The organism is Burkholderia sp. MSMB1498, from assembly GCF_001526245.1.
Taxonomy (GTDB): domain Bacteria; phylum Pseudomonadota; class Gammaproteobacteria; order Burkholderiales; family Burkholderiaceae; genus Burkholderia; species Burkholderia savannae.
This window is the reverse complement of the sequence record NZ_LOYJ01000024.1, coordinates 25,992-49,249: the sequence shown is the minus strand read 5'-3', so window position 1 is coordinate 49,249 and position 23,258 is coordinate 25,992. Positions and strand designations below refer to the sequence as shown.

Here is a 23,258-nt window from a genome sequence, read left to right as displayed (position 1 = left end):
TGCGGGAAAAAGTGCGACGCAACGTGGCGTCAGACCGTCATGATCTCCGCTTCCTTGCTTTGGACGAGCTTGTCGATCTCCGCGACGTGCTTGTCGGTCAGCTTCTGCACGTCGTCGCTCGCGCGGCGCTCGTCGTCCTCGGAGATTTCCTTGTCCTTGACGAGTTTCTTCAACTGCTCGTTCGCGTCGCGGCGCAGGTTGCGCACGGCCACCTTCGCCGTTTCGCCCTCGCTCTTGACGACCTTCGTCAGTTCGCGGCGGCGCTCTTCGGTGAGCGCCGGCATCGGCACGCGGATCAAGTCGCCCGCCGTCGCCGGGTTCAGGCCCAGATCGGCCTCGCGGATCGCCTTCTCGACCTTCGCGACCATGTTCTTTTCCCACGGCTGCACGCCGATCGTGCGCGCGTCGACGAGCGTCAGGTTCGCGACCTGCGAGATCGGCACCATCGAACCGTAGTAGTCGACCTGCACGTGATCCAGCAGACCGGTGTGCGCACGGCCCGTGCGGATCTTCGCCAGATCGTTCTTGAACGCTTCGATCGAGCGCTGCATCTTCTGCTCGACGCCCTTCTTGATATCAGCGACACTCATTTCAACCTCCGAACCTTCCGAACTTCAAAACGATGCGGGCAATGGCCATAGGCGGCGCACGGCGCCGCCGCCTCCCGCATCGGCGAGAGTTTACACGTGGACGAGCGTGCCCTCGTCCTCACCTTGCACGATACGTTTGAGCGCACCCGGCTTGTTGATCGAAAACACGCGGATCGGCAGCTTCTGGTCGCGGCAAAGCGCGAACGCCGTCGCGTCCATCACCTGCAGGTTGCGGCCGATCGCCTCGTCGAAACTGATCGACGAGTAGCGCGTGGCGGACGGGTCCTTCTTCGGATCGGCCGAATAAACGCCGTCGACCTTCGTCGCCTTCAGCACCACTTCGGCGCCGACTTCCGAGCCGCGCAGCGCGGCCGCGGTGTCCGTCGTGAAGAACGGGTTGCCCGTGCCCGCCGCGAAGATCACCACCTTGCCCTCCTCGAGCTGACGGATCGCGCGCGGGCGGATGTACGGCTCGACCACCTGGTCCATCCGCAGCGCCGACTGCACGCGCGCCTCGATGCCCGCGTGGCGCATCGCATCCTGCAACGCGAGCGCGTTCATCATCGTCGCGAGCATCCCCATGTAGTCGGCCGTCGCGCGGTCCATGCCGGCCGCGCCTCCCGCGACGCCGCGGAAGATGTTGCCGCCGCCGATCACGACCGCGAGCTGCGTGCCGAGACGCACGACTTCCGCGATGTCGGCAACCATCCGCTCGATCGTCGCGCGATTGATGCCGAAGGCATCGTCGCCCATCAGAGCTTCGCCGGAAAGTTTGAGGAGGACGCGTTTATAGGCATTGGGCATAGGGACTTCCGAGCGACGAGAGGATGACAAGCACGAACTGTAGGGGCGAAATGCTGATTCGAGCAAGCGCCGCCGGGCCGGGCTGGCTGAAAGCCCCGTCCGGCGCCGCTGCCGGCCGCGGCGGAACGGTCGTCCGCCGCGGGTCAAGCGTACTGCTGGTTACCGCTTTTACGACTGGTTACTGCTGCTTCGCGGCGGCGACCTGCGCGGCCACTTCCGCCGCGAAGTCGTCCTGACGCTTCTCGATGCCTTCGCCGACGACGAACAGGGCGAACTTCTGCACCGCCGCGCTCGCGGCCTTGAGCATCTGTTCGATCGTCTGCTTGTCGTTCTTCACGAACGGCTGGTTCAAGAGCGACACTTCCTTCAGGAACTTCTGGACGCTGCCGTCGACCATCTTCGCGACGATTTCGGCCGGCTTGCCCGATTCCGCGGCCTTCTGCTCGGCGACGCGGCGCTCCTTCTCGATCAGGTCCGCCGGCACTTCGTCCGCCGACAGCGAGACCGGCTTCATCGCCGCGACGTGCATCGCGACGTCCTTGCCGACCTGCTCTTCGGCGCCCGTGTACTCGACGATCACGCCGATGCGGCTGCCGTGCAGGTACGTCGCGAGCTTGTTCGACGTCTCGAAACGGACGAAACGGCGGATCGAGATGTTCTCGCCGATCTTGCCGACGAGCGCGAGTCGCACTTCGTCGACCGTCTTGCCGTCGAGCGCCAGCGCCGACAGCGCGGCGACGTCGGCCGGGTTCTGCGTCGCGACGAGTTCCGCGACCTGCTTCGAGAACGCGAGGAAGTCGTCGTTCTTCGCGACGAAGTCGGTTTCGCAGTTCAGCTCGACGAGCGCGCCCGCGTTGCCGCCGACGAACGATGCGACGACACCTTCCGCCGTCACGCGCGACGCCGCCTTGCTCGCCTTGTTGCCGAGCTTCACGCGCAGCAGCTCTTCGGCCTTGGCCATGTCGCCGTCGGCTTCCGTCAGCGCCTTCTTGCACTCCATCATCGGTGCGTCGGTCTTCGCGCGCAGTTCTGCCACCATGCTTGCGGTAATTGCCGCCATCATTCGCTCCTTGAGTCTGTATTCACAACGCCGCCCGCGCTTCGACGCAAGCGGCAGGCATTCGTTTCCGGGCATCCGCGCATTTTTTGCGGTGCATCGCCCCGGATCGGCCGCCCGAAAAAAAGCGGCTTAAAAAAAGGGGGCCTGTTGAGAGCCCCCTTTTTGCGCCGGCTCGGGGCCGGTTACGCGTTTTCCTCGACGTACTCGTCGTCGCCGCCGCGCACCGCCTGGACCACTTCGTTGACCGCATTCGCACGGCCTTCCAGGATCGCGTCAGCCACGCCTTCCGCGTACAGCGCGACTGCCTTGCTCGAGTCGTCGTTGCCCGGGATCACGTAGTCCACGCCTTCCGGCGAGTGGTTCGTGTCGACCACGGCGATGACCGGCACGCCCAGCTTGTTCGCTTCGGTGACGGCGATCTTGTGGTAGCCGACGTCGACGACGAAGATCGCGTCCGGAATGCCGCCCATGTCCTTCACGCCGCCGATCGACTTCTGCAGCTTCGCGATTTCACGTTCGAACAGCAGCGCTTCCTTCTTGCTCATCTTTTCGAGCTCGCCCGCCTCGACCGCCGCCTCCATGTCCTTCAGGCGCTTGATCGACACCTTCAGCGTCTTGAAGTTGGTCATCATGCCGCCGAGCCAGCGTGCGTTCACGTACGGCATGCCGGCGCGCTGCGCTTCCTGGGCGATCGTGTCGCGCGACTGGCGCTTCGTGCCGACGAAGAGGATCGTGCCCCGATTCGCCGCCAGCTGACGCACGTACTTCTGTGCATCCGAGAACATCGGCAGCGTCTTTTCGAGGTTGATGATGTGAATCTTGTTGCGGTGACCGAAAATGAAGGGAGCCATCTTCGGGTTCCAGAAGCGCGTTTGGTGACCGAAATGGACACCCGCCTCCAGCATTTGGCGCATCGTAACTGCCATGTAAATTCTCCACGAGGGTTTGGGTCTTAAGCCGGCTGCCGTATCATGGCGCGACGACGGACACTGCTCCGCTCCTCGCGCCGCGACACCCTGGGTGCGCCGGCTTGCGATTCGGCGCGCGCTCTTCGAAAACCCACCTTGAAAACCGTTCGAAAGCTTCGCGCCCAGCCTTCGCCGCCACCGCCGCGCCCGAACGGAAAACTCGAACGTTCCCGAGCAAGGCAAAAATAGCGATTCCAGCATCGACTTAGCCAATAAGTATAGCACGCGAGCGCGACGGCTCTCAAGTCGCCCTCCGCTTTCGCCGCGCCGGCTTCATGCGAGCGCCTCCGCCGGACGGCCCGCGCGCGACTCGCGAACGCGCCCGGTTTCGCGCCGCGGCCGCCCGCGAAAGGCTGCGACGGCGGGAATAAGGTGCGATAATTGCGCAATTCACCGCATTTCAGGCATCGACCCATGGCCATTACGCTCAAAAACGAACACGACATCGCGCAGATGCGCATCGCCTGCCGTCTCGCGAGCGAAGTGCTCGACTACATCACGCCGTTCGTCGTCGCGGGCGTGACGACGGGCGAACTCGATCGCCTTTGCCACGAGTACATGGTCAACGTGCAGGGCACCGTGCCCGCGCCGCTCAACTACCAGCCGCCCGGCTACCCGCCGTTCCCGAAGGCGATCTGCACCTCGGTCAACGACGTGATCTGCCACGGCATTCCGGGCGACAAGACGCTCAAGAACGGCGACGCGCTCAACATCGACATCACCGTCATCAAGAACGGCTATTTCGGCGACACGAGCCGGATGTTCATCCTCGGCGAAGGCTCGATTCTCGCGAAGCGCCTCGTGCAAACCACCTACGAATGCATGTGGCTCGGCATCGACCAGGTGAAGCCCGGCGCGCATCTCGGCGACATCGGCAACGCGATCCAGAAGCACGCGGAAGCGCAGGGCTACAGCGTCGTGCGCGAATACTGCGGCCACGGCATCGGCACGGTGTTCCACGAGGACCCGCAGGTCGTCCACTACGGGCGGCCCGGCACCGGCATCGAGCTGAAGCCCGGCATGATCTTCACGATCGAGCCGATGATCAACGCCGGCAAGCGCGACATCCGCACGATGCCCGACCAGTGGACCGTCAAGACCCGCGACCGCAGCCTGTCCGCGCAGTGGGAGCACACGATCCTCGTCACGGAAACGGGCCACGAGGTGCTCACGGTATCGGCCGGCACGCCGGCGCGCCCGACGTTCGCCGCGCCGGCGACGGCGGCCTGAGCGCGTTGCCGCGCGCCTCATCCGCGTTGCCGTTCGCGTTGCCGTTCGCTTTGCCCGTTTCGCTTGTTTCGCTCGTTTGTTTGCCCGTTTAGCCAGGTAGCCGCTCGCGTCGTCGCGCGCGGCCGTTCAACCGCCCAATCCGATTGCCGCCCATGAGCGCATCCGTCGCCGCGCCGCCCTCCGCGCTGTCGCGCAAAGCCGAATTCAAGGCCGCGAAAGCCGAACTGCTCGCGCGCTTCAAGACCGCGGCCAACGTCACGCCGCTGATGCACGCGCTGTCGCGCGCGACCGACGACGCGCTGCGCCGCCTGTGGCACGAATGCGGGCTGCCCGCGACGCTCGCGCTCGTCGCGGTCGGCGGCTACGGGCGCGGCGAGCTGTCGCCGCATTCGGACGTCGACATCCTCGTCCTCTTGCCCGACTCGCACGCGAGCGAGCTCGACGAGCGGATCGAGCGCTTCATCGGGATGGCATGGGATCTCGGGCTCGAGATCGGCAGCAGCGTGCGCACGGTCGGCCAATGCATCGAGGAGGCCTCGCAGGACGTCACCGTGCAGACGTCGCTGCTCGAGGCCCGCCGCATCGTCGGCAGCACGGCGCTCTTCGAGCGCTTCATGCTGCACTACCGCGAGGCGCTCGACGCGCGCGCGTTCTTCCAGGCGAAGGTGCTCGAGATGCGCCAGCGCCATGCGAAGTTCCAGGACACGCCGTACAGCCTCGAGCCGAACGTGAAGGAAAGCCCGGGCGGCCTGCGCGATCTGCAGACGATTCTCTGGATCGCGCGCGCGGCGGGCTTCGGCAGCAGCTGGCGCGAACTCGACACGCGCGGGCTCATCACCGATCGCGAGGCGCGCGAGCTGCGCCGCAACGAAAATTTCCTGAAGACGCTGCGCGCGCGGCTGCACGTGATCGCCGGGCGGCGGCAGGACATCCTCGTGTTCGATCTGCAGACGCAGGCGGCCGAGAGCTTCGGCTACGAGCCGACGCCCGCGAAGCGCGCGAGCGAGCAGTTGATGCGGCGCTACTACTGGGCCGCGAAGGCGGTCACGCAGCTCGCGACGATCCTGATCCAGAACATCGAGGCGCAGCTCTTCCCGGCGACGAGCGGCGTCACGCGCGTGCTGTCGCCGGGGCGCTTCGTCGAGAAGCAGGGGATGCTCGAGATCGCCGCGGACGACGTGTTCGAGCGCCACCCGGACGCGATCCTCGAAGCGTTCCTGCTGTACGAGGCGACGCGCGGCGTGAAGGGGCTGTCCGCGCGCACGCTGCGCGCGCTCTACAACTCGCGCGACGTGATGAACAACGCGTGGCGGCGCGATCCGCGCAACCGGCGCGCGTTCATGCAGATCCTGCAACAGCCGGAGGGCATCACGCACGCGTTCCGGCTGATGAACCAGACGAGCGTGCTCGGCCGCTATCTGCTGAACTTCCGGCGAATCGTCGGCCAGATGCAGCACGACCTGTACCACGTGTACACGGTCGACCAGCACATCCTGATGGTGCTGCGCAACATCCGCCGCTTCGCGGTCGCCGAGCACGCGCACGAATACCCGTTCTGCAGCCAGCTCATCGTCAACTTCGAGCGGCCGTGGGTGCTGTACGTCGCCGCCCTCTTCCACGACATCGCGAAGGGCCGCGGCGGCGACCACTCGACGCTCGGGATGGCCGACGCGCGGCGCTTCTGCCGCGAGCACGGCATCGAGGGCGACGACGCGGCACTCGTGGTCTGGCTCGTCCAGCATCACCTGACGATGAGCCAGGTCGCGCAAAAGCAGGACACGAGCGATCCGGAGGTGATCAAGCGCTTCGCGGATCTCGTCGGCAGCGAGAGGCGGCTCACGGCGCTCTACCTGCTCACCGTCGCCGACATCCGCGGCACGAGCCCGAAAGTGTGGAACACGTGGAAAGGCAAGCTGCTCGAGGATCTCTATCGCGCGGCGCTCGCCGTGCTGGGCGGCGCGCAGCCTGACGCGCATTCGGAGCTGAAGACGCGGCAGGAAGAGGCGCTCGCGCTGCTGCGTCTCGAGACCGTGCCGCCCGACGCGCACCGCGCGCTGTGGGATCAGCTCGACGTCGGTTACTTCCTGCGCCACGACGCGGCCGACATCGCGTGGCAGACCCGCATGCTGTACCGGCACGTCGAGGCCGACACGGCGATCGTCCGCGCGCGGCCGTCGCCCGTCGGCGACGCGCTGCAGGTGCTCGTCTACGTGAAGGACCGCTCGGACCTGTTCGCCGGCATCTGCGCGTACTTCGACCGCAACGGGCTGTCGGTGCTCGACGCGCGCGTGAACACGACGCGCCACGGCTATGCGCTCGACAACTTCATCGTCACGCAAACCGAGCGCGACGTGCAGTACCGCGACATCGCGAATCTCGTCGAGCAGCAGCTCGCCGCTCGCCTCGCCGAATCCGCGCCGCTGCCCGAGCCGTCGAAGGGGCGGCTGTCGCGGCTGTCGCGCACGTTCCCGATCACGCCGCGCGTCGACCTGCGGGCCGACGAGCGCGGTCAGTACTACATTCTGTCCGTGTCGGCCAACGACCGGCCGGGCCTTCTTTATTCGATCGCGCGCGTGCTGGCCGAGCACCGGGTCGGCGTCCACGCGGCGCGGATCAATACGCTCGGCGAACGCGTCGAGGACGTCTTCATGCTCGACGGCACCGACTTGTCCGACAGCCGTCTGCAGATCCAAGTCGAAACCGAGTTGCTGCGCGCGATCGCAGTGTGAGTATTTCAGCGTTTATGCGCACAAAATTGACCGTCAAGAATCCGCGACCGGCGACGCCCGGCCGCGCCCCCGTCCGTTCCGGCAGCCTCACCGCGCGCAAGGTCGCGCGGCCCGACGCGAAAGCGGAGGGCGCGAAACCGGCGGCGGCGAAGCCCGCGACCAAGTCGGCCGCGGCGAAGCCGTCGGCGCCGCGCGGCGCGCCGGCCGCCCCGCAAAAGCGCGCGGGCACGCCCGCGCGCTCTGCGGCGGCGTCCGAAGGCAAGCGCGTCGCGAAGCCGCGCACCGCGCATGATGCCGCCCGTCCGGGCGGCGAACGTGGCGCGGCCAAGCGTGCCGGCGCTCCCGGCGCCGCTGCCGGGGCGCGCGACCGCCGCACCGATGCGAAGCCCGAGCGCCGCACCGCCGATCGTGCCGCGACGCGCGACGCGCGGGCGGCGCGCAACCCGGATGCGCGCTCGTTCGATCCTGCCGCGCGCGGCCAGGGCCGCGCGACGCGCGAAGGCGCGAAACCCGCCGGCGCACGCGGCCCGGCAGGCGCCAAGTCGAGCGGCGCATCCAGAACCGCGACGCGCCAGCCGGACGAGCGCGCACCGCGCCCGCACGGCCGCACCGCGCGCGATTCGGCGGCGGCGCCGTTCGCGGGCAAAACCACGGCGAGCGACAAACGCGCGCCGCAGCGCACCGACGATCGCTACGGCGCATCCGCGAAACGCACGCCGTCGCGCGCCGAGCGCACCAAGCGCACCGAGCGCACTGCGCGCACCGGCGAACGCGCTGCGCCCCGCGCGAACGCATCCGACAATCGCCGCCCTGCCGTCCGCGCGACGACGGGCTCGCGCCTGAAGGCCGCGCAACCGATCAAGCGCCGCATTGCCGAACCCGGCGAACGCGCCGCACACGTCGAGCGCGGCGACCGAGGTGACCGAGGTGACGAAACGGGCCTCGTGCGCCTGTCGAAGCGCATGTCGGAACTCGGCCTTTGCTCGCGCCGCGAAGCGGACGAATGGATCGAGAAAGGCTGGGTGCTCGTCGACGGCGAGCGCATCGACACGCTCGGCACGAAGGTGCGCGCCGACCAGCGCATCGAAATCGATTCGAACGCGCGCGCCGCGCAGGCCGCGCAAGTGACGATCCTGCTGCACAAGCCGGTCGGCTATGTGTCGGGCCAGGCGGAGGACGGCTACGCGCCCGCCGCGACGCTCGTCACGCGCGAAAACCACTGGAGCGGCGACCGCTCGCCGCTGCGCTTCTCCCCGCAGCAACTGCGCGCGCTCGCGCCCGCGGGCCGGCTCGACATCGATTCGACGGGCCTTCTGGTGCTGACGCAAAACGGCCGCATCGCAAAGCAGCTGATCGGCGAGCAATCCGACATCGACAAGGAATACCTCGTGCGCGTGCGATTCGGCGAGCGCCTGACCGACATCGAGCATCACTTCCCCGCCGAGTCGCTCGCGAAGCTGCGCCATGGCCTCGAGCTCGACGGCGCGCCGCTCAAGCCCGCGATGGTCAGCTGGCAGAACGGCGAGCAGTTGCGCTTCGTGCTGCGCGAAGGCAAGAAGCGCCAGATTCGCCGGATGTGCGAACTCGTCGGCCTCGAGGTGATCGGCCTGAAGCGCGTGCGGATGGGCCGCGTGATGCTGGGCGCGCTGCCTCAAGGGCAATGGCGCTATCTCGGGCCGGACGAAGCGTTCTGATCGACGCGCGGCCGCCCGCTCGGAGGCCGCAGGCCGCGCATTGACCGCCCGGCTCGCGCCGGCAGGCTTCAAATGAAAACGCCCGCGGCCGCGGGCGTTTTCGCTTTCTGTTTCGCTCCCGGCCGCGTTTGCGCAGCGCGGCAAACCGCGCCGCCGCGGCGCGCCGCGTCAGTCAGTCGTCCGATTGCGCGTCGAGCCCCGGGAACAGCACGTCGGTGAAGCCGAATTTCGAGAAATCGGTGATTCGCATCGGATAGAGCTTGCCGATCAGGTGGTCGTATTCGTGCTGGACGACCCGGGCGTGAAACCCCTCCGCGATCCGCTCGAGCTTCGCGCCGAACTGGTCGAAGCCGCTGTAGCGCACGCGCCGGTAGCGGCTCACGACGCCGCGCAACCCCGGCACCGACAGGCAGCCCTCCCAGCCCTCTTCCATGTCGGGCGGCAAATATTCGACGGTCGGATTGACGAGCACCGTCTCCGGCACGGGCGGCGCCTCCGGATAGCGCTCGCTGCTGCCGAAGCCGAAGATGATCACCTGCAGCCCGACGCCGATCTGCGGCGCGGCGAGCCCGGCGCCGTTCGCGTGATGCATCGTCTCGAACATGTCCGCCACGAGCGCGTGCAGTTCGGGCGTGTTGAATGCTTCGACCGGTCTTGCGACTTCGAGCAGACGCGGATCGCCCATCTTCAGAATCTCGCGAATCATCGCGCGTGGCCCTCCAGGAGTTTGTGCATGCCCTCTTCGTCCAGCACCGGAATGCCGAGTTCCTCGGCCTTCGCGAGCTTGCTGCCCGCGTCGGCGCCCGCGACGACGTAATCGGTCTTCTTCGACACCGAGCCCGCCACCTTCGCGCCCGCCGCCTCCAGCAATTCCTTCGCCGCATCGCGCGTGAGCGTGGGCAGCGTGCCCGTCAGCACGACGGTCTTGCCCGCGAGCACGCCTTGCGGCGCGCGCGGCGCGGGCGGCCCTTCGGGCCACGTCACCTTGCCCGGCGCGCGCAACTGCTCGATCACCGTGCGATTGTGCTCCTCGGCAAAGAACTGGTGAATCGATTCGGCGACGACCGGGCCGACATCGTTGACTTCGAGCAATGCGTCGATCGACGCGTCCATGATCGGATCGAGCGAACCGAAGTGCTTCGCCAGATCCTTCGCCGTCGATTCGCCGACATGGCGAATGCCGAGCGCATAAATGAAGCGCGCGAGCGTCGTATGCTTCGCCTTCTCGAGCGATTCGATCAGGTTCTGCGCGGACTTCTCCGCGAAGCGGTCGAGCTCGACGAGCGTCGAGAAGCCGAGATGGAACAGATCGGCGGGCGTGCGCACGATGTTCTGCTCGACGAGCTGATCGATGATCTTCTCGCCGAGGCCGTCGATGTCGAGCGCGCGGCGCTGCGCGAAATGCCACAGCGCCTGCTTGCGCTGCGCGGGGCAGAAGAGCCCGCCCGTGCAGCGCGCGATCGCCTCGTCCGGCAATCGCTCGATCCGCGATCCGCATTCGGGGCATTCGGTCGGCATCACGAACTCGCGCGCGTCGGCGGGACGCCGCTCGAGCACGGCCGACACCACCTCCGGAATCACGTCGCCCGCGCGTCGCACGACGACCGTATCGCCGATCCGGATGTCCTTGCGGCGCACCTCGTCTTCGTTGTGCAGCGTCGCGTTCGTGACGGTCGCGCCGCCGACGAACACGGGCTCGAGCCGCGCGACCGGCGTGATCGCCCCCGTGCGCCCGACCTGCACGTCGATCGCGACGAGCTTCGTCAGCGCCTCCTGCGCGGGGAACTTGTGCGCGAGCGCGAAACGCGGCGCGCGCGACACGAAGCCGAGCCGGTCCTGCTCGTCGCGGCGGTTCACCTTGTAGACGACGCCGTCGATGTCGTACGGCAGCGACTCGCGCTTCTCGCCGACCGCGCGGAAGAAGCCGAGCAGGCCGTCGGCGCCGCGCACGACGGCGCGCTCGCGGTTCACCGGCAGCCCGAGCGTCTCGTACCAGTCGAGCAGGCCGCTGTGCGTGCCCGGCATCTCAAGCCCGTCGAGCACGCCGACCCCATACGCAAAGAACGACAGCGGGCGCGACGCGGTGATCTTCGAATCGAGCTGCCGCAGGCTTCCCGCCGCCGCGTTGCGCGGATTCGCGAATTCGCGCTGGCCCGCCGCGCGTTGACGTTCGTTCAGGCGCGCGAAATCGCGCTTGAACATCAGCACCTCGCCGCGCACGTCGAGCACGCGCGGCAGATGCTTGCCCTTCAACCTGAGCGGAATCGAGCGAACCGTGCGGATGTTCTTGGTGACGTCCTCGCCCGTCGTGCCGTCGCCGCGCGTCGACGCCTGCACGAAACGGCCGTCCTCGTAGCGCAGCGAGATCGCGAGGCCGTCGAACTTCAGCTCGCACGCGTATTCGACAGGCTCGGTCACGGTGCCGGCGAGGTCGGTCGCCTTGTCGAGGCCGTCGGCCACGCGCTTGTCGAACGCGACGACGTCGTCGTCGGCAAAGCCGTTGTTGAGCGACAGCATCGGCGTGTCGTGCACGACCGGCGTGAAGCCGCTCGCGACTTCGCCGCCGACGCGCTGGGTCGGCGAATCGGGCGTGACGAGATCAGGGTGTTCGGCCTCGATTTGCTGAAGCTCGACGAAGAGCCGATCGTACTCGGCGTCGGGCAGCTCCGGCTGGTCGAGCACGTAATAGGCGTAGTTCGCCCGCTCGAGCTCGGCGCGCAGCCACGCGGCGCGCTTCGCCGGCTGGCCGGCGGGCGGTTCAACTGGGGATCGGGCCATGCTGGCGGCACTTTCTCGTGAGAATCATCAAGCGACGATTATCTCAGTTCGAGCCCTTTTCGGCATCGGCTGAATGACCGATAGGAGGCGGGGATCGGGAATCGGGGGATCGGGGAAAATCGAGGGGATCGAGGGGATCGAGAGAATCGGGGTTCCAATCCCTTGGTTGCGGACGAGAACGCTTCGATGCCTTATGACGAGCGGGCGAAGCAGGCGGGACGCCGTTCGATCGGCTCGACCGCGCACGATGCCGGGACGGGCCGCCGCCCCGACCTCCGCATCGCGGCGGCGATCGAAAGCCCCGCGGCACCACTATCGCATCGCGCTGCACAAGCCGGCTCGGGCGGGCGGCGGCGCGTCAATCAACAGACTTCGCAAGAATCGACCGAATGGCGCGCGGCCGATGCGAATGGCGCAACACAACCAGCGCGACGCCACGCCCGCAAACCGCGCTCGCGAGCGCAGCAGCAGCAGCAGCAGCAGCAGCAGCAGCAGCAGCAGCGCATCGCGAGCGTGCAAGAACCGCGCCGAAACGAAACCGGCGCGCCGCGCTTACTGGCTGAACAGCCGCCGCGTGACGGGCGAGCCGGCCGGAATCCCCGCCTCTTCGAGCCGCGCGTACAGCTTCATCAGTTGCTGCTCGATCGCGAGCAGCGTCGATTCGGGCAGCGGCCGGCGCTGGTCATCGACGACGCGCGCGCCGATCCGCTCGGAGAGCGACTTCGCGTAATCGCACATCAGCCGGAACGGCAGGATGTCCTCGTCGGCGACGGGCACGTCGAGCACGAGCGTGATCAGGTTGCCGCCCTTGTACGTGAGATCGTCGCGCAGGAAGTTCGTGTCGCCGAACTGGAGCATGAAGACGGGGTTCTGCTTCGCGTCGAGCTTCACGAAGCGCGTGCCGTCGCGCGACAGCAGCAGCCCGTCCTGCGACGCGACCGCCTGCACGTAGTTCGCCGACCACGGCGCGCCGTCCGACATCACGTTGATCGACAGTTGCGCATCGCACTGCGCGGCGAAGCCGTCGAGCTCACGCGCCATCGACACCGTTTCCATCATGTCCGGGAATTCGGGCGCGCCGTCGATCGCGTCCGCGAACTGCTGAACGCCCGTCACGAATTCGGAGAACTCGAGCTCGTTGAGCGGGCCGCTGCGGTTCGCGAGCTGCGCGGCCGCGCGCAGCTCTTCGTAGCGCACGCCGTTTTGCAGCAGTTCCCACGCGTCGCCGCCCTCCGGCTTGCCTTCGATATGCACCGGCTTGCTGCCCGCGCGGCGCAGCCGCTGCGCGGCGGGCAGGATCTTGTCGCCCGCGAGCGGGCCCGCGAGGCGGATCGGCACGATGCAGTCGATCCGGCGATCGACGACCGCGGGCGGCGCCGCGGAGATCGTCGTCGCGGCGGGCAGCACCGGCTCGACCGGCTCGTCGTGCGCGAGCGCCGACGCGGCCTCGACGGCCTCGCCGCCGCCCGTCGTCTCGACGGCGGGCTCGACCGCACCGTTCGCGACGGTCGCCTCGGCCTGCAGGTCGGCCGGCGTGTCGGCGGGCGCCACGCCGCCGAACGTCGGCTCGACGCGTGCCGCGCCGTCGCTTTGCGCGCCCGCCGCGCCGCCCGCCGCGGCATCGCGGCGCGCCGGCTGCCGCACCGGCTCGATGAAGGGCGCGTCGTCGTCGCGCTCGTGCCGCGAGGCGGCCTCGGCCGCCTCGGACGGCATCGGGCGCGGCATCCTGCGGCGCACCTTCGCCCCCTGCCACGCGTTGTAGACCACGACGCCGCCCACCACGACGGCGCCCGCGCCGATCAACCCGAGTGTCAACTCGTCCATGCAAGCTCCATCCAATTCTTTTTCATTGGGCTCGCGGGCGGGCGCCCTTGCGCCGCGCGCCCGCGAGCCATTCGTCAAACGTCAATTCTGGGCAAAACCCGCGGCGGTTTCCATGTCCACCGCGACGATCCGCGACACGCCCTGCTCCTGCATCGTCACGCCGATCAGCTGCTGCGCCATCTCCATCGCGATCTTGTTGTGCGAGATGAAGAGGAACTGCGTCTTGCTCGACATCGCGCGCACGAGGTTCGCGAAGCGCTCGGTATTGGCGTCGTCGAGCGGCGCGTCGACCTCGTCGAGCAGACAGAACGGCGCCGGATTCAACTGGAACATCGCGAACACGAGCGCGGTCGCCGTCAGCGCCTTCTCGCCGCCCGACAGCAGGTGAATCGTCGCGTTCTTCTTGCCGGGCGGCTGCGCCATCACCTGCACGCCGGCGTCGAGGATCTCGTCGCCCGTCATGATGAGCTTCGCCTGGCCGCCGCCGAACAGGCGCGGGAACAGATCGCTGAAATGACGGTTCACTTCGTCGAAGGTCGCCTGCAGCAGCGTGCGGGTTTCCTGGTCGATCTTGCGGATCGCGTCCTCGAGCGTCTCGATCGCGTTCGTCAGGTCGGCCGATTGCGCGTCGAGGAACACCTTGCGCTCGCTCGCCGCCGCGAGCTCCTCGAGCGCCGCCATGTTGACGGGGCCGAGCGCGCTGACCGCGTTGTTGATCCGCGTGACCTCGCCCTGCAGGTACGACGGCTTCATGTCCGGCGCGAGCTTCTCCTTGAGCGCGGCCTCGTCGACCTCGGCCGCCGCGAGCTGCTCGGCGAACTGCTCGCCCGTCATCCGCGCCGCCTGCTCCTTCAGTTGCAGCTCGGTGATGCGCTCGCGCAGCGGCTGCAGCGAGCGCTCGGCGGCGAGACGCGTCTCGTCGGCCGCGCGCAGCTTCGCGGTCAGGTCATCGAGCTCCGCGCGCGCGGCGCCGAGCGCCTGCTCCTTCGCCGCGCGCACTTCGAGCGCGTCCTGCAGGCCGGTGTGCGCGGTCTGCTCGTTGATCGTCTCGAGCTCCGCGCGCGCGTCCTCGAGCGATGCGGCGACGCGCTCGCTCTGGTCGTGCGCGACCTGGATCGTGCGCTTGAGCTCGTCGATCCGGTTCGCCGACTGGCGCGCGGCGAAGCGCGCGTCGGTGGCCGCGCGCTCGAGCTCGCGCGCTTCCTGGCGTGCGTTCGTCAGCGTCTCGTCGAGCGACTCGAACGCGAGCTGGTTGTCCTCGAAGCGCGCCTGCAGCTCGGCGAGCTCGGCGTCGTGGCGCTCGAAGTTCGCCTCCGACTCCGCGCGCAGCGAGCGCTGCTCTTCGATCTGCGCGCCGATCTCCTCGAGCTCCTCGCGAATCTGCGTGCTGCGCTGCGTGTAGCGCTCGTGCGCCTGCGCGAGCTTCAGCACGTCCATCTGCAGCGCATGCACGCGCTGCGTCGCGCGCTCGGCCTGCGCGCGAACTTCGGTCAGCGCCTGCGACGCCTGCGTGTGCGCCGCTTCCGCACGGATCGCCGCCGCCTTCGCTTCGTCGGACAGGAGCGCCTGCGCGCGCACCTGACGCGCCAGGTTCTCGATTTCCTGCGCGCGCGCAAGCATCCCCGCCTGCTCGGAATCGGCCGCATACAGCTGCACGCCCGAGCGCGTGACGACGTGGCCCGCCTTCACGACGAACGCGCCGCCCTGCGGCAACTGCGCGCGCGCGGCGAGCGCCTGCGTGAGATCGTCGGCGACGAACACCGCGCCGAGCCAGTCGTTGAGCACCGCGCGCAGGCCCGCGTCGTCGATCCGCACGAACGACAGGAGCGGCCGCAACGCGCCCGCGGCGGCGAGCGGCTCGCCCGCGGCGGGCGGCGCGTAGAACGCGAGCTTCGCGGGCGGCGCGTCGGTCGCGAACGCCTTCACCCAGTCCAGATTCGACACCTCGAGCGCCGCGAGCCGCTCGCGCAGCACCGCCTCGAGCGCGGTTTCCCAGCCGGCCTCGACGTGCAGCTTCTTCCACAGACGCGGCAGCGCGCCGAGCTCGTGCTTGTCGAGCCAAGGTTGAATCTTGCCTTCCGTCTGCACGTTTTCCTGCAGCTGCTTGAGCGCGGCGAGCCGCGCTTCGAGCTGATGGATCTGCGCGCTTTCGGCCTGCACGCGCTCGTGCGCCGCGCGGCGCTCCGCGTCGAGGCGCGGCAGCGTCTCCTGCGCGTCGGCCAAGCGCGCCTGCGCTTCGGCAAGAATCTCCTCGTGCTCGGCGAGCTGCATGCGTAGTTCCTCGAGCTGCGCCTCGTCCGGCGCGTCGAGACCGCCCGCCTCCGCCTTCAGGCGTTCGTGGCGCTGCTGCAGCTGCTGCAGCTGCTGATCGGCGTTGCGCTGGTGTGCGGCCTCGAGCTTGAGCGCCTGCTCGGTCTGCGCGATGCGGCCGCGCTCGTCGTTCAGGCCCGTCTGCGCGTCGCGCCAGCGCGCCTCGAGCGCGGGCAGCGCGTCGTGCTTCGCGGCCGCGTCGTCCTCGGCGAGCGCCGCCTTTTCCTCGGCGATCGCGCGCGCCTCTTCCGCTTGCTCGATGTCGCCCTGCGCCTTGTCGGCCTGCGCGCGCCATTGCTCCTGCTGCGCGACGAGCGCCGCGATCTGCGCCTGCACGCGGTTGCGCGATTCGACGATGAACTTGATCTCGGCCTCGAGCCGGCTCACCTCGGCGTTCGCCTCGTAGAGCGCGCCCTGCGCGCCCTGCATCGCGTCGCTCGCCGAGTAGTGCGCGACGCGCAGCGTCTCGAGCTGCGCCTCGACTTCGCGCAGCTTCGCGGTCTGCGCGTCGAGCTCGATCTGCGCTTCGCCGATCGCGCGACGCTGCTTGTCCTGCTCGGCCGCCGCCTCGTTCTTGCGCAGCAGCCACAAGAGGCGCTGCTTCTCCTCGCCGTCGGCGACGAGTTCCTTGTACTTGGTCGCGACGACCGCCTGCGCCTCGAGCTTCTCGAGATTCGCGCCGAGCTCGCGGATGATGTCCTCGACGCGCGTCAGGTTCTCGCGCGTGTCGTGCAGCCGGTTCTCGGTCTCGCGGCGGCGCTCCTTGTACTTCGACACGCCCGCCGCCTCTTCGAGGAACACGCGCAGTTCCTCGGGCTTCGCCTCGATGATCCGCGCGATCATCCCCTGGCCGATGATCGCGTACGCGCGCGGCCCCAGGCCCGTGCCGAGGAAGATGTCCTGAATGTCGCGGCGGCGCGCGGGCAGGTTGTTGATGTAGTAGCTCGACGTGCCGTCGCGCGTGAGCACGCGCTTCACGGCGATCTCGCCGTACTGGCCCCACTGGCCGGCCGCGCGGCCGTCGGAGTTGTCGAAGATCAGCTCGACGCTCGCCCGGCTGCCGGGCTTGCGGGTGGTCGAGCCGTTGAAGATCACGTCCTGCATCGATTCGCCGCGCAGCTCGGACGCGCGCGATTCGCCGAGCACCCAGCGCACGGCGTCGATGATGTTGGATTTGCCGCACCCGTTCGGGCCCACCACGCCGACCAGTTGACCTGGGACCTGGAAGTGCGTGGGATCGACGAAAGATTTGAAGCCAGCGAGTTTGATCGAGCTCAGACGCACGGCGGTATCGGTGGTAAAGAGTGTGAAACGGTTCGGAGCCTGCGTTGCGCGTTGCGATTCGGCCTAAAGGCCCACGCGCGCCGCATGCCCAAGATTCGAAAAACGGGGCCGTGCTGTCAAGCAGTCGGCCCCGCGAATGGGGCCAATCATACCATCGCGCGCGCGCCGTCCCGCGGCTCGCGCGGTTCGTCGTCAGCCGGGCGGGCACGGTGCACGCGGCTCGACAGCAAGGTCGCGACGACGATGCAAAGGCCGCCCGCCCATTCGCGCGCGGTGGGCACTTCGTTGGCAAAAAGCCACGCCGACAGCGCGGTGACGACGATCTCGAACAGCATGATGATCGACGCGCGGTTCGCCGGCACGCGCGCGAGGCCGTGCTGAACAAGCATGTTGTTCGCCGCGACCGTCACGCCGATCCCGACGACGAGGAGCGCCGCGAAGCCGAGATCGCCGCCCGCGGGCAGCGGCGGCAGCCCCTCGACGAACGACGCGACGACGCCCATCGCCGCCGCGCCGCCGAAAAGCGTCGCCGTGCGCATCTCGGGCTTCATCCGCGGCAGCTCGCGGCTCGCCTTGACGACGAGCACGTTGCTCATCGCGAAGCTCATCCCGGCCGCGAGCCCCGCCCATTCGGCCGGATTCGCCGGCAGCGGCACGCCGAGCCGCGGCGACCACAGCATCAGCATCGCGCCCGCGAGCGACAGCGCGGCGAGCGCCGCGCCCGCCACCGTCAGGCGCTCGCGCAGGATGAAGTGCGCGTAGATCGCGGTCCACGCGGGCGTCAGATAGAAAAGCAGCATCACGCGCAGCACCTCGCCGTGGATCGTGCCCCAGACGAAGCCGAGATTCGTCACGCCCGCGGCCGCGCCGAGCGCGGGCAGCAGCCAGTGCCGGCGGAGCGTCGCGATCGACTTGCGCCGCACGACGAGCACGAACGCGCAGGCGACGACGCTCGTCGCCGCGCTCGCCGCCGTGCCCGTCACGCCGAGCGCCGCCAGCAGGCGCAGCGGATACCAGATCAGGCCCCATACCGACGCGCCGACCAGAATTGCGAGCGTCGGCCAGGCGGCGCCCCCTCGTCCATTCATTTGCAAACCGAACCTCTCGTTCCTTCCCGGGACGGCGCCGCGGCGCGCGCCGCGCGTTCCGCCGTCCGATGTCACGCTATAATCGTGCGCCGTCGCCGCGCCCAACAGGCCGGCACGCCGGCATCTCGCGCCGCGACCCGCCGCGCCCTGCTTCGCCCGCGCCCGGCTGCGCCAGCCGCGCCCCAGTTTCGCGCCCGTTTCGCTTAAACCGGCCCGTCCGATCGGCCACCTACCGGCTCCGTGAGCCCCACGCCCGTGAATCCTCGTCTCGACACGCTCCAGCCCTATCCGTTCGAAAAGCTCCGCGCGCTCTTTGCCGGCGTGACGCCGAGCGCGCATCTGCCGCCGATCAGCTTCGGCATCGGCGAGCCGAAGCACGCGACGCCCGCGCTGATCCGCGACGCCGCCGCGGCCGCGCTCGACGGCCTCGCGTCGTATCCGGCGACGGCGGGCACCGACGCGCTGCGCGAGGCGGTCGCGCAGTGGCTCGCGCGGCGCTACGGGCTGCCCGCGATCGACGCCGCGACGCAGGTGCTCGCCGCATCGGGCTCGCGCGAGGCGCTCTTCTCGCTCGCGCAGGCGGTCATCGATCCGAGTCCGCGCCAAAACGGCGAAAGGCCGATCGTACTCTGTCCGAATCCTTTCTATCAAATCTACGAAGGCGCGACGCTTCTCGCGGGCGCCGAGCCGTACTTCGTCAACAGCGATCCGGCGCGCAACTTCGCGCCCGACTATTCGGCCGTGCCGGCCGACGTGTGGGCGCGCACGCAGCTCGTCTACGTGTGCTCGCCCGGCAATCCCACGGGCGCCGTGCTCACGCTCGACGACTGGCGCGAACTATTCGCGCTGTCGGACGAGCACGGCTTCGTGATCGCATCGGACGAATGCTATTCGGAAATCTACTTCGACGAGGCGAAGCCGCCGCTGGGCGGCCTCGAGGCGGCGCACAAGCTCGGCCGCGGGTTCGAGCGCCTCGTGATGCTGTCGAGCCTGTCGAAGCGCTCGAACGTGCCGGGCATGCGCTCGGGCTTCGTCGCGGGCGATGCGGCGATTCTCAAGCGCTTCCTGCTGTACCGCACGTACCACGGCGCGGCGCTGTCGCCCGTGTGGCAGAAGGCGAGCGTCGCCGCCTGGAGCGACGAGGCGCACGTGCGCGAGAACCGCGCGCTCTACGCGCAGAAATTCGCGACCGTCACGCCGATGCTCGCCGACGTCGTCGACGTGCGCCTGCCCGACGCCGCGTTCTACCTGTGGGCGAACGTCGCGCGAACCGGCCTGTCGGATACCGAGTTCGCCCGGCGCCTCTACGCCGACTATAATGTGACGGTCCTGCCCGGCTCGTATCTCGCCCGCGACGCGCACGGCGCGAATCCCGGCCGCGACTTCGTCCGGATCGCGCTCGTCGCCGGCACGGCCGAATGCGTCGAGGGCGCACGGCGCATCGTCGATTTCTGCCGCGGCCTCGCCCGCTGAACGCGCGCCGAGCGCCCCCGATTCATCCATCATTCACGTCCAGCATAGCCACGAACATGTCGCAACAACTTCAGCAAATCATCGATAACGCCTGGGAAAACCGCGCCGAGCTCTCGCCGAAGGCCGCGTCCGCGGAGATCCGCGAAGCCGTCGCGCACGCGATCGAGCAGCTCGACCGCGGCGCGCTGCGCGTCGCCGAGAAGATCGACGGCGAATGGACCGTGCACCAGTGGCTGAAGAAGGCCGTGCTGCTGTCGTTCCGCCTCGAGGACAACGCGCCGATGCCGGCGGGCGGCGCAGGTGCCATCTACACGCAGTTCTACGACAAGGTGCCGTCGAAGTTCGCGAACTACACGGCCGAAGACTTCGCCGCGGGCGGCTTCCGCGTCGTGCCGCCGGCGATCGCGCGCCGCGGCTCGTTCATCGCGAAGAACGTCGTGCTGATGCCGTCGTACACGAACATCGGCGCATATGTCGACGAAGGCACGATGGTCGACACTTGGGCGACGGTCGGCTCGTGCGCGCAGATCGGCAAGAACGTGCACCTGTCGGGCGGCGTCGGCATCGGCGGCGTGCTCGAGCCGCTGCAGGCGAACCCCGTCATCATCGAGGACAACTGCTTCATCGGCGCGCGCTCGGAAGTCGTCGAAGGCGTGATCGTCGAGGAGAATTCGGTGATCTCGATGGGCGTGTACCTCGGCCAAAGCACGAAGATCTACGACCGCGAAACGGGCGAAGTGACGTACGGCCGCATTCCGGCCGGCTCGGTCGTCGTCGCGGGCAACCTGCCGTCGAAGGACGGCACGCACAGCCTCTACTGCGCGGTGATCGTGAAGAAGGTCGATGCGAAGACGCGCGCGAAGGTCGGCCTGAACGAACTGCTGCGAGGCGACTGATGGCGGGCGCAAACGGCACCGCCGGCACCGTCGTCTACGGAATCCCGAACTGCGATACCGTGAAGAAGGCCCGCACGTGGCTCGAATCGCGCGGCGTCGCGTTCGCGTTCCACGATTTCAAGAAAGCGGGCGTGAGCGCGCCGCTCGTCGAGCGCTGGCTGAAGGACGTGCCGCTCGACGCGCTCGTCAACCGGCGCGGCACGACGTGGCGCGCGCTCACCGACGAGCAGAAGGCCGCGGCCGAATCGGAAGCGGGCGCGATCGCGCTGATGATCGACAAGCCTTCCGTGATCAAGCGGCCCGTCGTCGTCGTCGACGGCCGCGTGAAGGCGCTCGGTTTCTCGGCCGACGAATACGCGGAGCTGTTCGCCTGAGCCGCGCGCGCCGCCGCCCCCAACATGCTGCCGGCCTGCGCGCCGGCATTTTTTATCGAAAGTGGTCCGAATCATGTCCGCCACCCTTGCCCTCACCGAACAACTGATCGCGCGCGCGTCCGTCACGCCCGACGATCAACATTGCCAGCATCTGATGATCGAGCGCCTCGCCGCGCTCGGCTTCGAGTGCGAAACGATCGCGTCGCACGGCGTGACGAATTTCTGGGCCGTCAAGCGCGGCGCGGCCGGCCGCGAAGGCAAGCTGCTCGCGTTCGCGGGCCATACCGACGTCGTGCCGACCGGCCCGCTCGAGCAGTGGAGCTCGCCGCCCTTCGTGCCGACGCATCGCGACGGCAAGCTGTACGGCCGCGGCGCGGCCGACATGAAGACCTCGCTGGCGGGCTTCGTCGTCGCGGCGGAGGAGTTCGTCGCCGCGCATCCGCAGCATCGCGGCTCGATCGGCTTCCTGATCACGAGCGACGAGGAAGGCCCGGCGACGGACGGCACCGTGAAGGTCGTCGAAGCGCTCCAGGCGCGCGGCGAGCGGCTCGATTACTGCATCGTCGGCGAGCCGACGTCGACGGCAACGCTCGGCGACGCCGTGAAGAACGGCCGGCGCGGCTCGATGTCGGGCGAGCTCGTCGTCAAGGGCGTGCAAGGCCACATCGCGTATCCGCATCTCGCGAAGAATCCGATCCACCTGCTCGCGCCGGCGCTCGCCGAGCTCGCGGCCGAGCAATGGGACGAAGGCAACGAGTATTTCCCGCCGACCACCTGGCAGGTGTCGAACCTGCGCGCGGGCACCGGCGCGACGAACGTGATCCCGGGCCACGCGGATCTGCTGTTCAACTTCCGCTTCTCGACGGCGAGCACCGTCGAAGGCTTGCAGGCGCGCGTGCACGCGATCCTCGACAAGCACCAGCTCGACTATGCGCTGAACTGGTCCGTGAGCGGCCTGCCGTTCCTCACGCCGCGCGGCGAGCTGTCGGACGCGCTCGATGCGGCGATCCGCGCGGAGACCGGCATCTCGCCCGAGCTGTCGACGACGGGCGGCACGTCGGACGGCCGCTTCATCGCTCGCATCTGCCCGCAGGTGATCGAATTCGGGCCGCCGAACGCGAGCATCCACAAGATCGACGAGCACATCGAAGTGCGCTTCGTCGATCCGCTGAAGAACGTGTACCGCCGCGTGCTCGAACAACTGATCGCTTGACGAAAGGCGCCCGATGACGACCTCCCCCTCCCCGTTCCGGACCGTCCGCGACCTCGTGCGCTACGCGGTGTCGCGCTTTTCGAAGGCGAAGCTCGCGTTCGGCCACGGCTCGGACAACGCATACGACGAAGCCGTCTATCTCGTGCTGCACACGCTGCACCTGCCGCTCGACACGCTCGAGCCGTTCTTCGACGCGCGCCTCGCGCCCGACGAGATCGACGCGGTGCTCGCCGTGATCGAGCGCCGCGCGGCCGAGCGCGTGCCTGCCGCATACCTCACGCGCGAAGCGTGGATGCACGGCCATCGCTTCTACGTCGACGAGCGCACGATCGTGCCGCGCTCGTTCATCGGCGAGCTGCTCGACGACGGCCTGCAGCCGTACATCGAGGACCCCGAGTTCGTCGGCTCGGTGCTCGAGCTGTGCACGGGCTCCGGCTGCCTCGCGATCCTCGCCGCGCTCGCGTTTCCGAACGCGAGCGTCGACGCGGTCGACCTGTCGGCCGACGCGCTCGAAGTGGCGAAGATCAATCGCGGCGACTACGGGCTCGACGAGCGGATCACGCTCTACCACGGCGATCTCTACGCGCCGCTGCCGCAGTTCAAATGGATCGATCCCGAGCAGCGCTACGACGCGATCATCACGAATCCGCCGTACGTGAACGCGGCGTCGATGTCCGAGCTGCCCGCCGAGTACCGGCACGAGCCGGAAATGGCGCTCGCGGGCGGCGCGGACGGAATGGACATCGTGCGCCGCATCATCGGCGAAGCGCGCCGCTGGCTGAAGGACGACGGCGTGCTCGTCGTCGAGATCGGCAACGAGCGCGAGAACGTCGAGGCGGCGTTCGGCGGCCTCGATCTCGTCTGGCTGCCGACGAGCGCGGGCGACGACTGCGTGTTCCTGATCCACGCGAGCGCCCTGCCCGCCGTCGCCGGCTGATCTCGC

General features: G+C 68.6%; 18 protein-coding genes. 8 read left to right on the top strand and 10 right to left on the bottom strand.

Features of this window, described 5'->3' with window-relative positions; translation table 11 throughout:
* Nucleotides 1-29: 29 nt before the first annotated feature.
* The 4 genes from frr to rpsB form a co-directional block, all read right to left on the bottom strand.
* Nucleotides 30-590 (bottom strand): ribosome recycling factor, encoded by a 561-nt coding sequence (frr, locus tag WS91_RS05050; protein ID WP_038744994.1) that lies wholly within the window; start codon nt 588-590, stop codon nt 30-32.
* A gap of 90 nt (nt 591-680) precedes the next feature.
* Nucleotides 681-1,394: a UMP kinase gene (pyrH, locus tag WS91_RS05045; RefSeq protein WP_004193606.1), complete on the bottom strand. Its 714-nt coding sequence runs from the start codon at nt 1,392-1,394 to the stop codon at nt 681-683.
* Between the two features lie 178 nt (nt 1,395-1,572).
* The gene (gene tsf, locus WS91_RS05040) at nt 1,573-2,454 is read right to left on the bottom strand and encodes a translation elongation factor Ts (RefSeq protein WP_038744992.1); all 882 of its coding nucleotides are present in this window, start codon (nt 2,452-2,454) and stop codon (nt 1,573-1,575) included.
* Between the two features lie 182 nt (nt 2,455-2,636).
* A complete protein-coding gene (gene rpsB / locus WS91_RS05035; protein WP_038744989.1) occupies nt 2,637-3,380 on the bottom strand; it encodes a 30S ribosomal protein S2 in 744 nt (247 codons plus the stop codon).
* A 456-nt stretch (nt 3,381-3,836) separates the two neighbouring features.
* Between rpsB and map the strand changes: the two genes are divergently transcribed.
* The 3 genes from map (at nt 3,837) to WS91_RS35520 (ending at nt 9,075) form a co-directional block, all read left to right on the top strand.
* Nucleotides 3,837-4,652, top strand: coding sequence for a type I methionyl aminopeptidase (gene map / locus WS91_RS05030; protein ID WP_038744986.1), 816 nt, complete (start codon nt 3,837-3,839; stop codon nt 4,650-4,652).
* A 152-nt stretch (nt 4,653-4,804) separates the two neighbouring features.
* Nucleotides 4,805-7,381 (top strand): [protein-PII] uridylyltransferase, encoded by a 2,577-nt coding sequence (locus WS91_RS05025; RefSeq protein ID WP_059669874.1) that lies wholly within the window; start codon nt 4,805-4,807, stop codon nt 7,379-7,381.
* Between the two features lie 14 nt (nt 7,382-7,395).
* On the top strand, nt 7,396-9,075 hold the full coding sequence (locus tag WS91_RS35520) for a pseudouridine synthase (RefSeq protein ID WP_156432291.1): 1,680 nt from the start codon (nt 7,396-7,398) through the stop codon (nt 9,073-9,075).
* A gap of 172 nt (nt 9,076-9,247) precedes the next feature.
* Here the strand turns inward: WS91_RS35520 and def are convergent, their stop codons facing one another.
* From def to WS91_RS04990, 6 genes are all read right to left on the bottom strand, one after another.
* Complete coding sequence (gene def, locus WS91_RS05015; protein WP_038744976.1) at nt 9,248-9,781, bottom strand: peptide deformylase; 534 nt, start codon at nt 9,779-9,781, stop codon at nt 9,248-9,250.
* Complete coding sequence (gene ligA / locus WS91_RS05010) at nt 9,778-11,853, bottom strand: NAD-dependent DNA ligase LigA (protein WP_059669873.1); 2,076 nt, start codon at nt 11,851-11,853, stop codon at nt 9,778-9,780. The genes def and ligA overlap by 4 nt, the downstream gene beginning before the upstream one ends.
* A gap of 312 nt (nt 11,854-12,165) precedes the next feature.
* Entirely contained in the window at nt 12,166-12,372 is a 207-nt protein-coding gene (locus tag WS91_RS05005; protein ID WP_059669872.1) for a hypothetical protein, read from the bottom strand.
* A 33-nt stretch (nt 12,373-12,405) separates the two neighbouring features.
* Nucleotides 12,406-13,677, bottom strand: a complete 1,272-nt coding sequence (locus tag WS91_RS05000; RefSeq protein ID WP_059669871.1) for a cell division protein ZipA C-terminal FtsZ-binding domain-containing protein — start codon at nt 13,675-13,677, stop codon at nt 12,406-12,408.
* Between the two features lie 81 nt (nt 13,678-13,758).
* Complete coding sequence (gene smc / locus WS91_RS04995) at nt 13,759-17,271, bottom strand: chromosome segregation protein SMC (protein ID WP_059669870.1); 3,513 nt, start codon at nt 17,269-17,271, stop codon at nt 13,759-13,761.
* Between the two features lie 146 nt (nt 17,272-17,417).
* Nucleotides 17,418-18,365, bottom strand: a complete 948-nt coding sequence (locus WS91_RS04990; RefSeq protein WP_038745115.1) for a DMT family transporter — start codon at nt 18,363-18,365, stop codon at nt 17,418-17,420.
* Between the two features lie 249 nt (nt 18,366-18,614).
* Between WS91_RS04990 and dapC the strand changes: the two genes are divergently transcribed.
* The 5 genes from dapC (at nt 18,615) to prmB (ending at nt 23,252) form a co-directional block, all read left to right on the top strand.
* Entirely contained in the window at nt 18,615-19,832 is a 1,218-nt protein-coding gene (gene dapC, locus WS91_RS04985) for a succinyldiaminopimelate transaminase (protein WP_197422210.1), read from the top strand.
* A 56-nt stretch (nt 19,833-19,888) separates the two neighbouring features.
* Nucleotides 19,889-20,728: a 2,3,4,5-tetrahydropyridine-2,6-dicarboxylate N-succinyltransferase gene (gene dapD / locus WS91_RS04980; protein WP_038744963.1), complete on the top strand. Its 840-nt coding sequence runs from the start codon at nt 19,889-19,891 to the stop codon at nt 20,726-20,728.
* On the top strand, nt 20,728-21,102 hold the full coding sequence (locus tag WS91_RS04975) for an ArsC family reductase (RefSeq protein ID WP_059574513.1): 375 nt from the start codon (nt 20,728-20,730) through the stop codon (nt 21,100-21,102). Before dapD ends, WS91_RS04975 begins: the two co-directional genes overlap by 1 nt.
* A gap of 73 nt (nt 21,103-21,175) precedes the next feature.
* Nucleotides 21,176-22,315 carry a succinyl-diaminopimelate desuccinylase gene (dapE, locus tag WS91_RS04970; RefSeq protein WP_038744961.1) on the top strand — a complete coding sequence of 380 codons (1,140 nt, stop codon included), beginning with the start codon at nt 21,176-21,178 and terminating at the stop codon, nt 22,313-22,315.
* A gap of 13 nt (nt 22,316-22,328) precedes the next feature.
* On the top strand, nt 22,329-23,252 hold the full coding sequence (gene prmB / locus WS91_RS04965; RefSeq protein ID WP_038744960.1) for a 50S ribosomal protein L3 N(5)-glutamine methyltransferase: 924 nt from the start codon (nt 22,329-22,331) through the stop codon (nt 23,250-23,252).
* The last annotated feature ends 6 nt before the right edge of the window (nt 23,253-23,258 follow it).

What these genes read in the sequence shown, in the direction of transcription:
- frr (WP_038744994.1), bottom strand. Translation starts at nt 590, where the DNA reads ATGAGTGTCGCTGATATCAAGAAGGGCGTCGAGCAGAAGATGCAGCGC.
- pyrH (WP_004193606.1), bottom strand. Translation starts at nt 1,394, where the DNA reads ATGCCCAATGCCTATAAACGCGTCCTCCTCAAACTTTCCGGCGAAGCT.
- tsf (WP_038744992.1), bottom strand. Translation starts at nt 2,454, where the DNA reads ATGGCGGCAATTACCGCAAGCATGGTGGCAGAACTGCGCGCGAAGACC.
- rpsB (WP_038744989.1), bottom strand. Translation starts at nt 3,380, where the DNA reads ATGGCAGTTACGATGCGCCAAATGCTGGAGGCGGGTGTCCATTTCGGT.
- map (WP_038744986.1), top strand. Translation starts at nt 3,837, where the DNA reads ATGGCCATTACGCTCAAAAACGAACACGACATCGCGCAGATGCGCATC.
- WS91_RS05025 (WP_059669874.1), top strand. Translation starts at nt 4,805, where the DNA reads ATGAGCGCATCCGTCGCCGCGCCGCCCTCCGCGCTGTCGCGCAAAGCC.
- WS91_RS35520 (WP_156432291.1), top strand. Translation starts at nt 7,396, where the DNA reads ATGCGCACAAAATTGACCGTCAAGAATCCGCGACCGGCGACGCCCGGC.
- def (WP_038744976.1), bottom strand. Translation starts at nt 9,781, where the DNA reads ATGATTCGCGAGATTCTGAAGATGGGCGATCCGCGTCTGCTCGAAGTC.
- ligA (WP_059669873.1), bottom strand. Translation starts at nt 11,853, where the DNA reads ATGGCCCGATCCCCAGTTGAACCGCCCGCCGGCCAGCCGGCGAAGCGC.
- WS91_RS05000 (WP_059669871.1), bottom strand. Translation starts at nt 13,677, where the DNA reads ATGGACGAGTTGACACTCGGGTTGATCGGCGCGGGCGCCGTCGTGGTG.
- dapD (WP_038744963.1), top strand. Translation starts at nt 19,889, where the DNA reads ATGTCGCAACAACTTCAGCAAATCATCGATAACGCCTGGGAAAACCGC.
- WS91_RS04975 (WP_059574513.1), top strand. Translation starts at nt 20,728, where the DNA reads ATGGCGGGCGCAAACGGCACCGCCGGCACCGTCGTCTACGGAATCCCG.
- dapE (WP_038744961.1), top strand. Translation starts at nt 21,176, where the DNA reads ATGTCCGCCACCCTTGCCCTCACCGAACAACTGATCGCGCGCGCGTCC.
- prmB (WP_038744960.1), top strand. Translation starts at nt 22,329, where the DNA reads ATGACGACCTCCCCCTCCCCGTTCCGGACCGTCCGCGACCTCGTGCGC.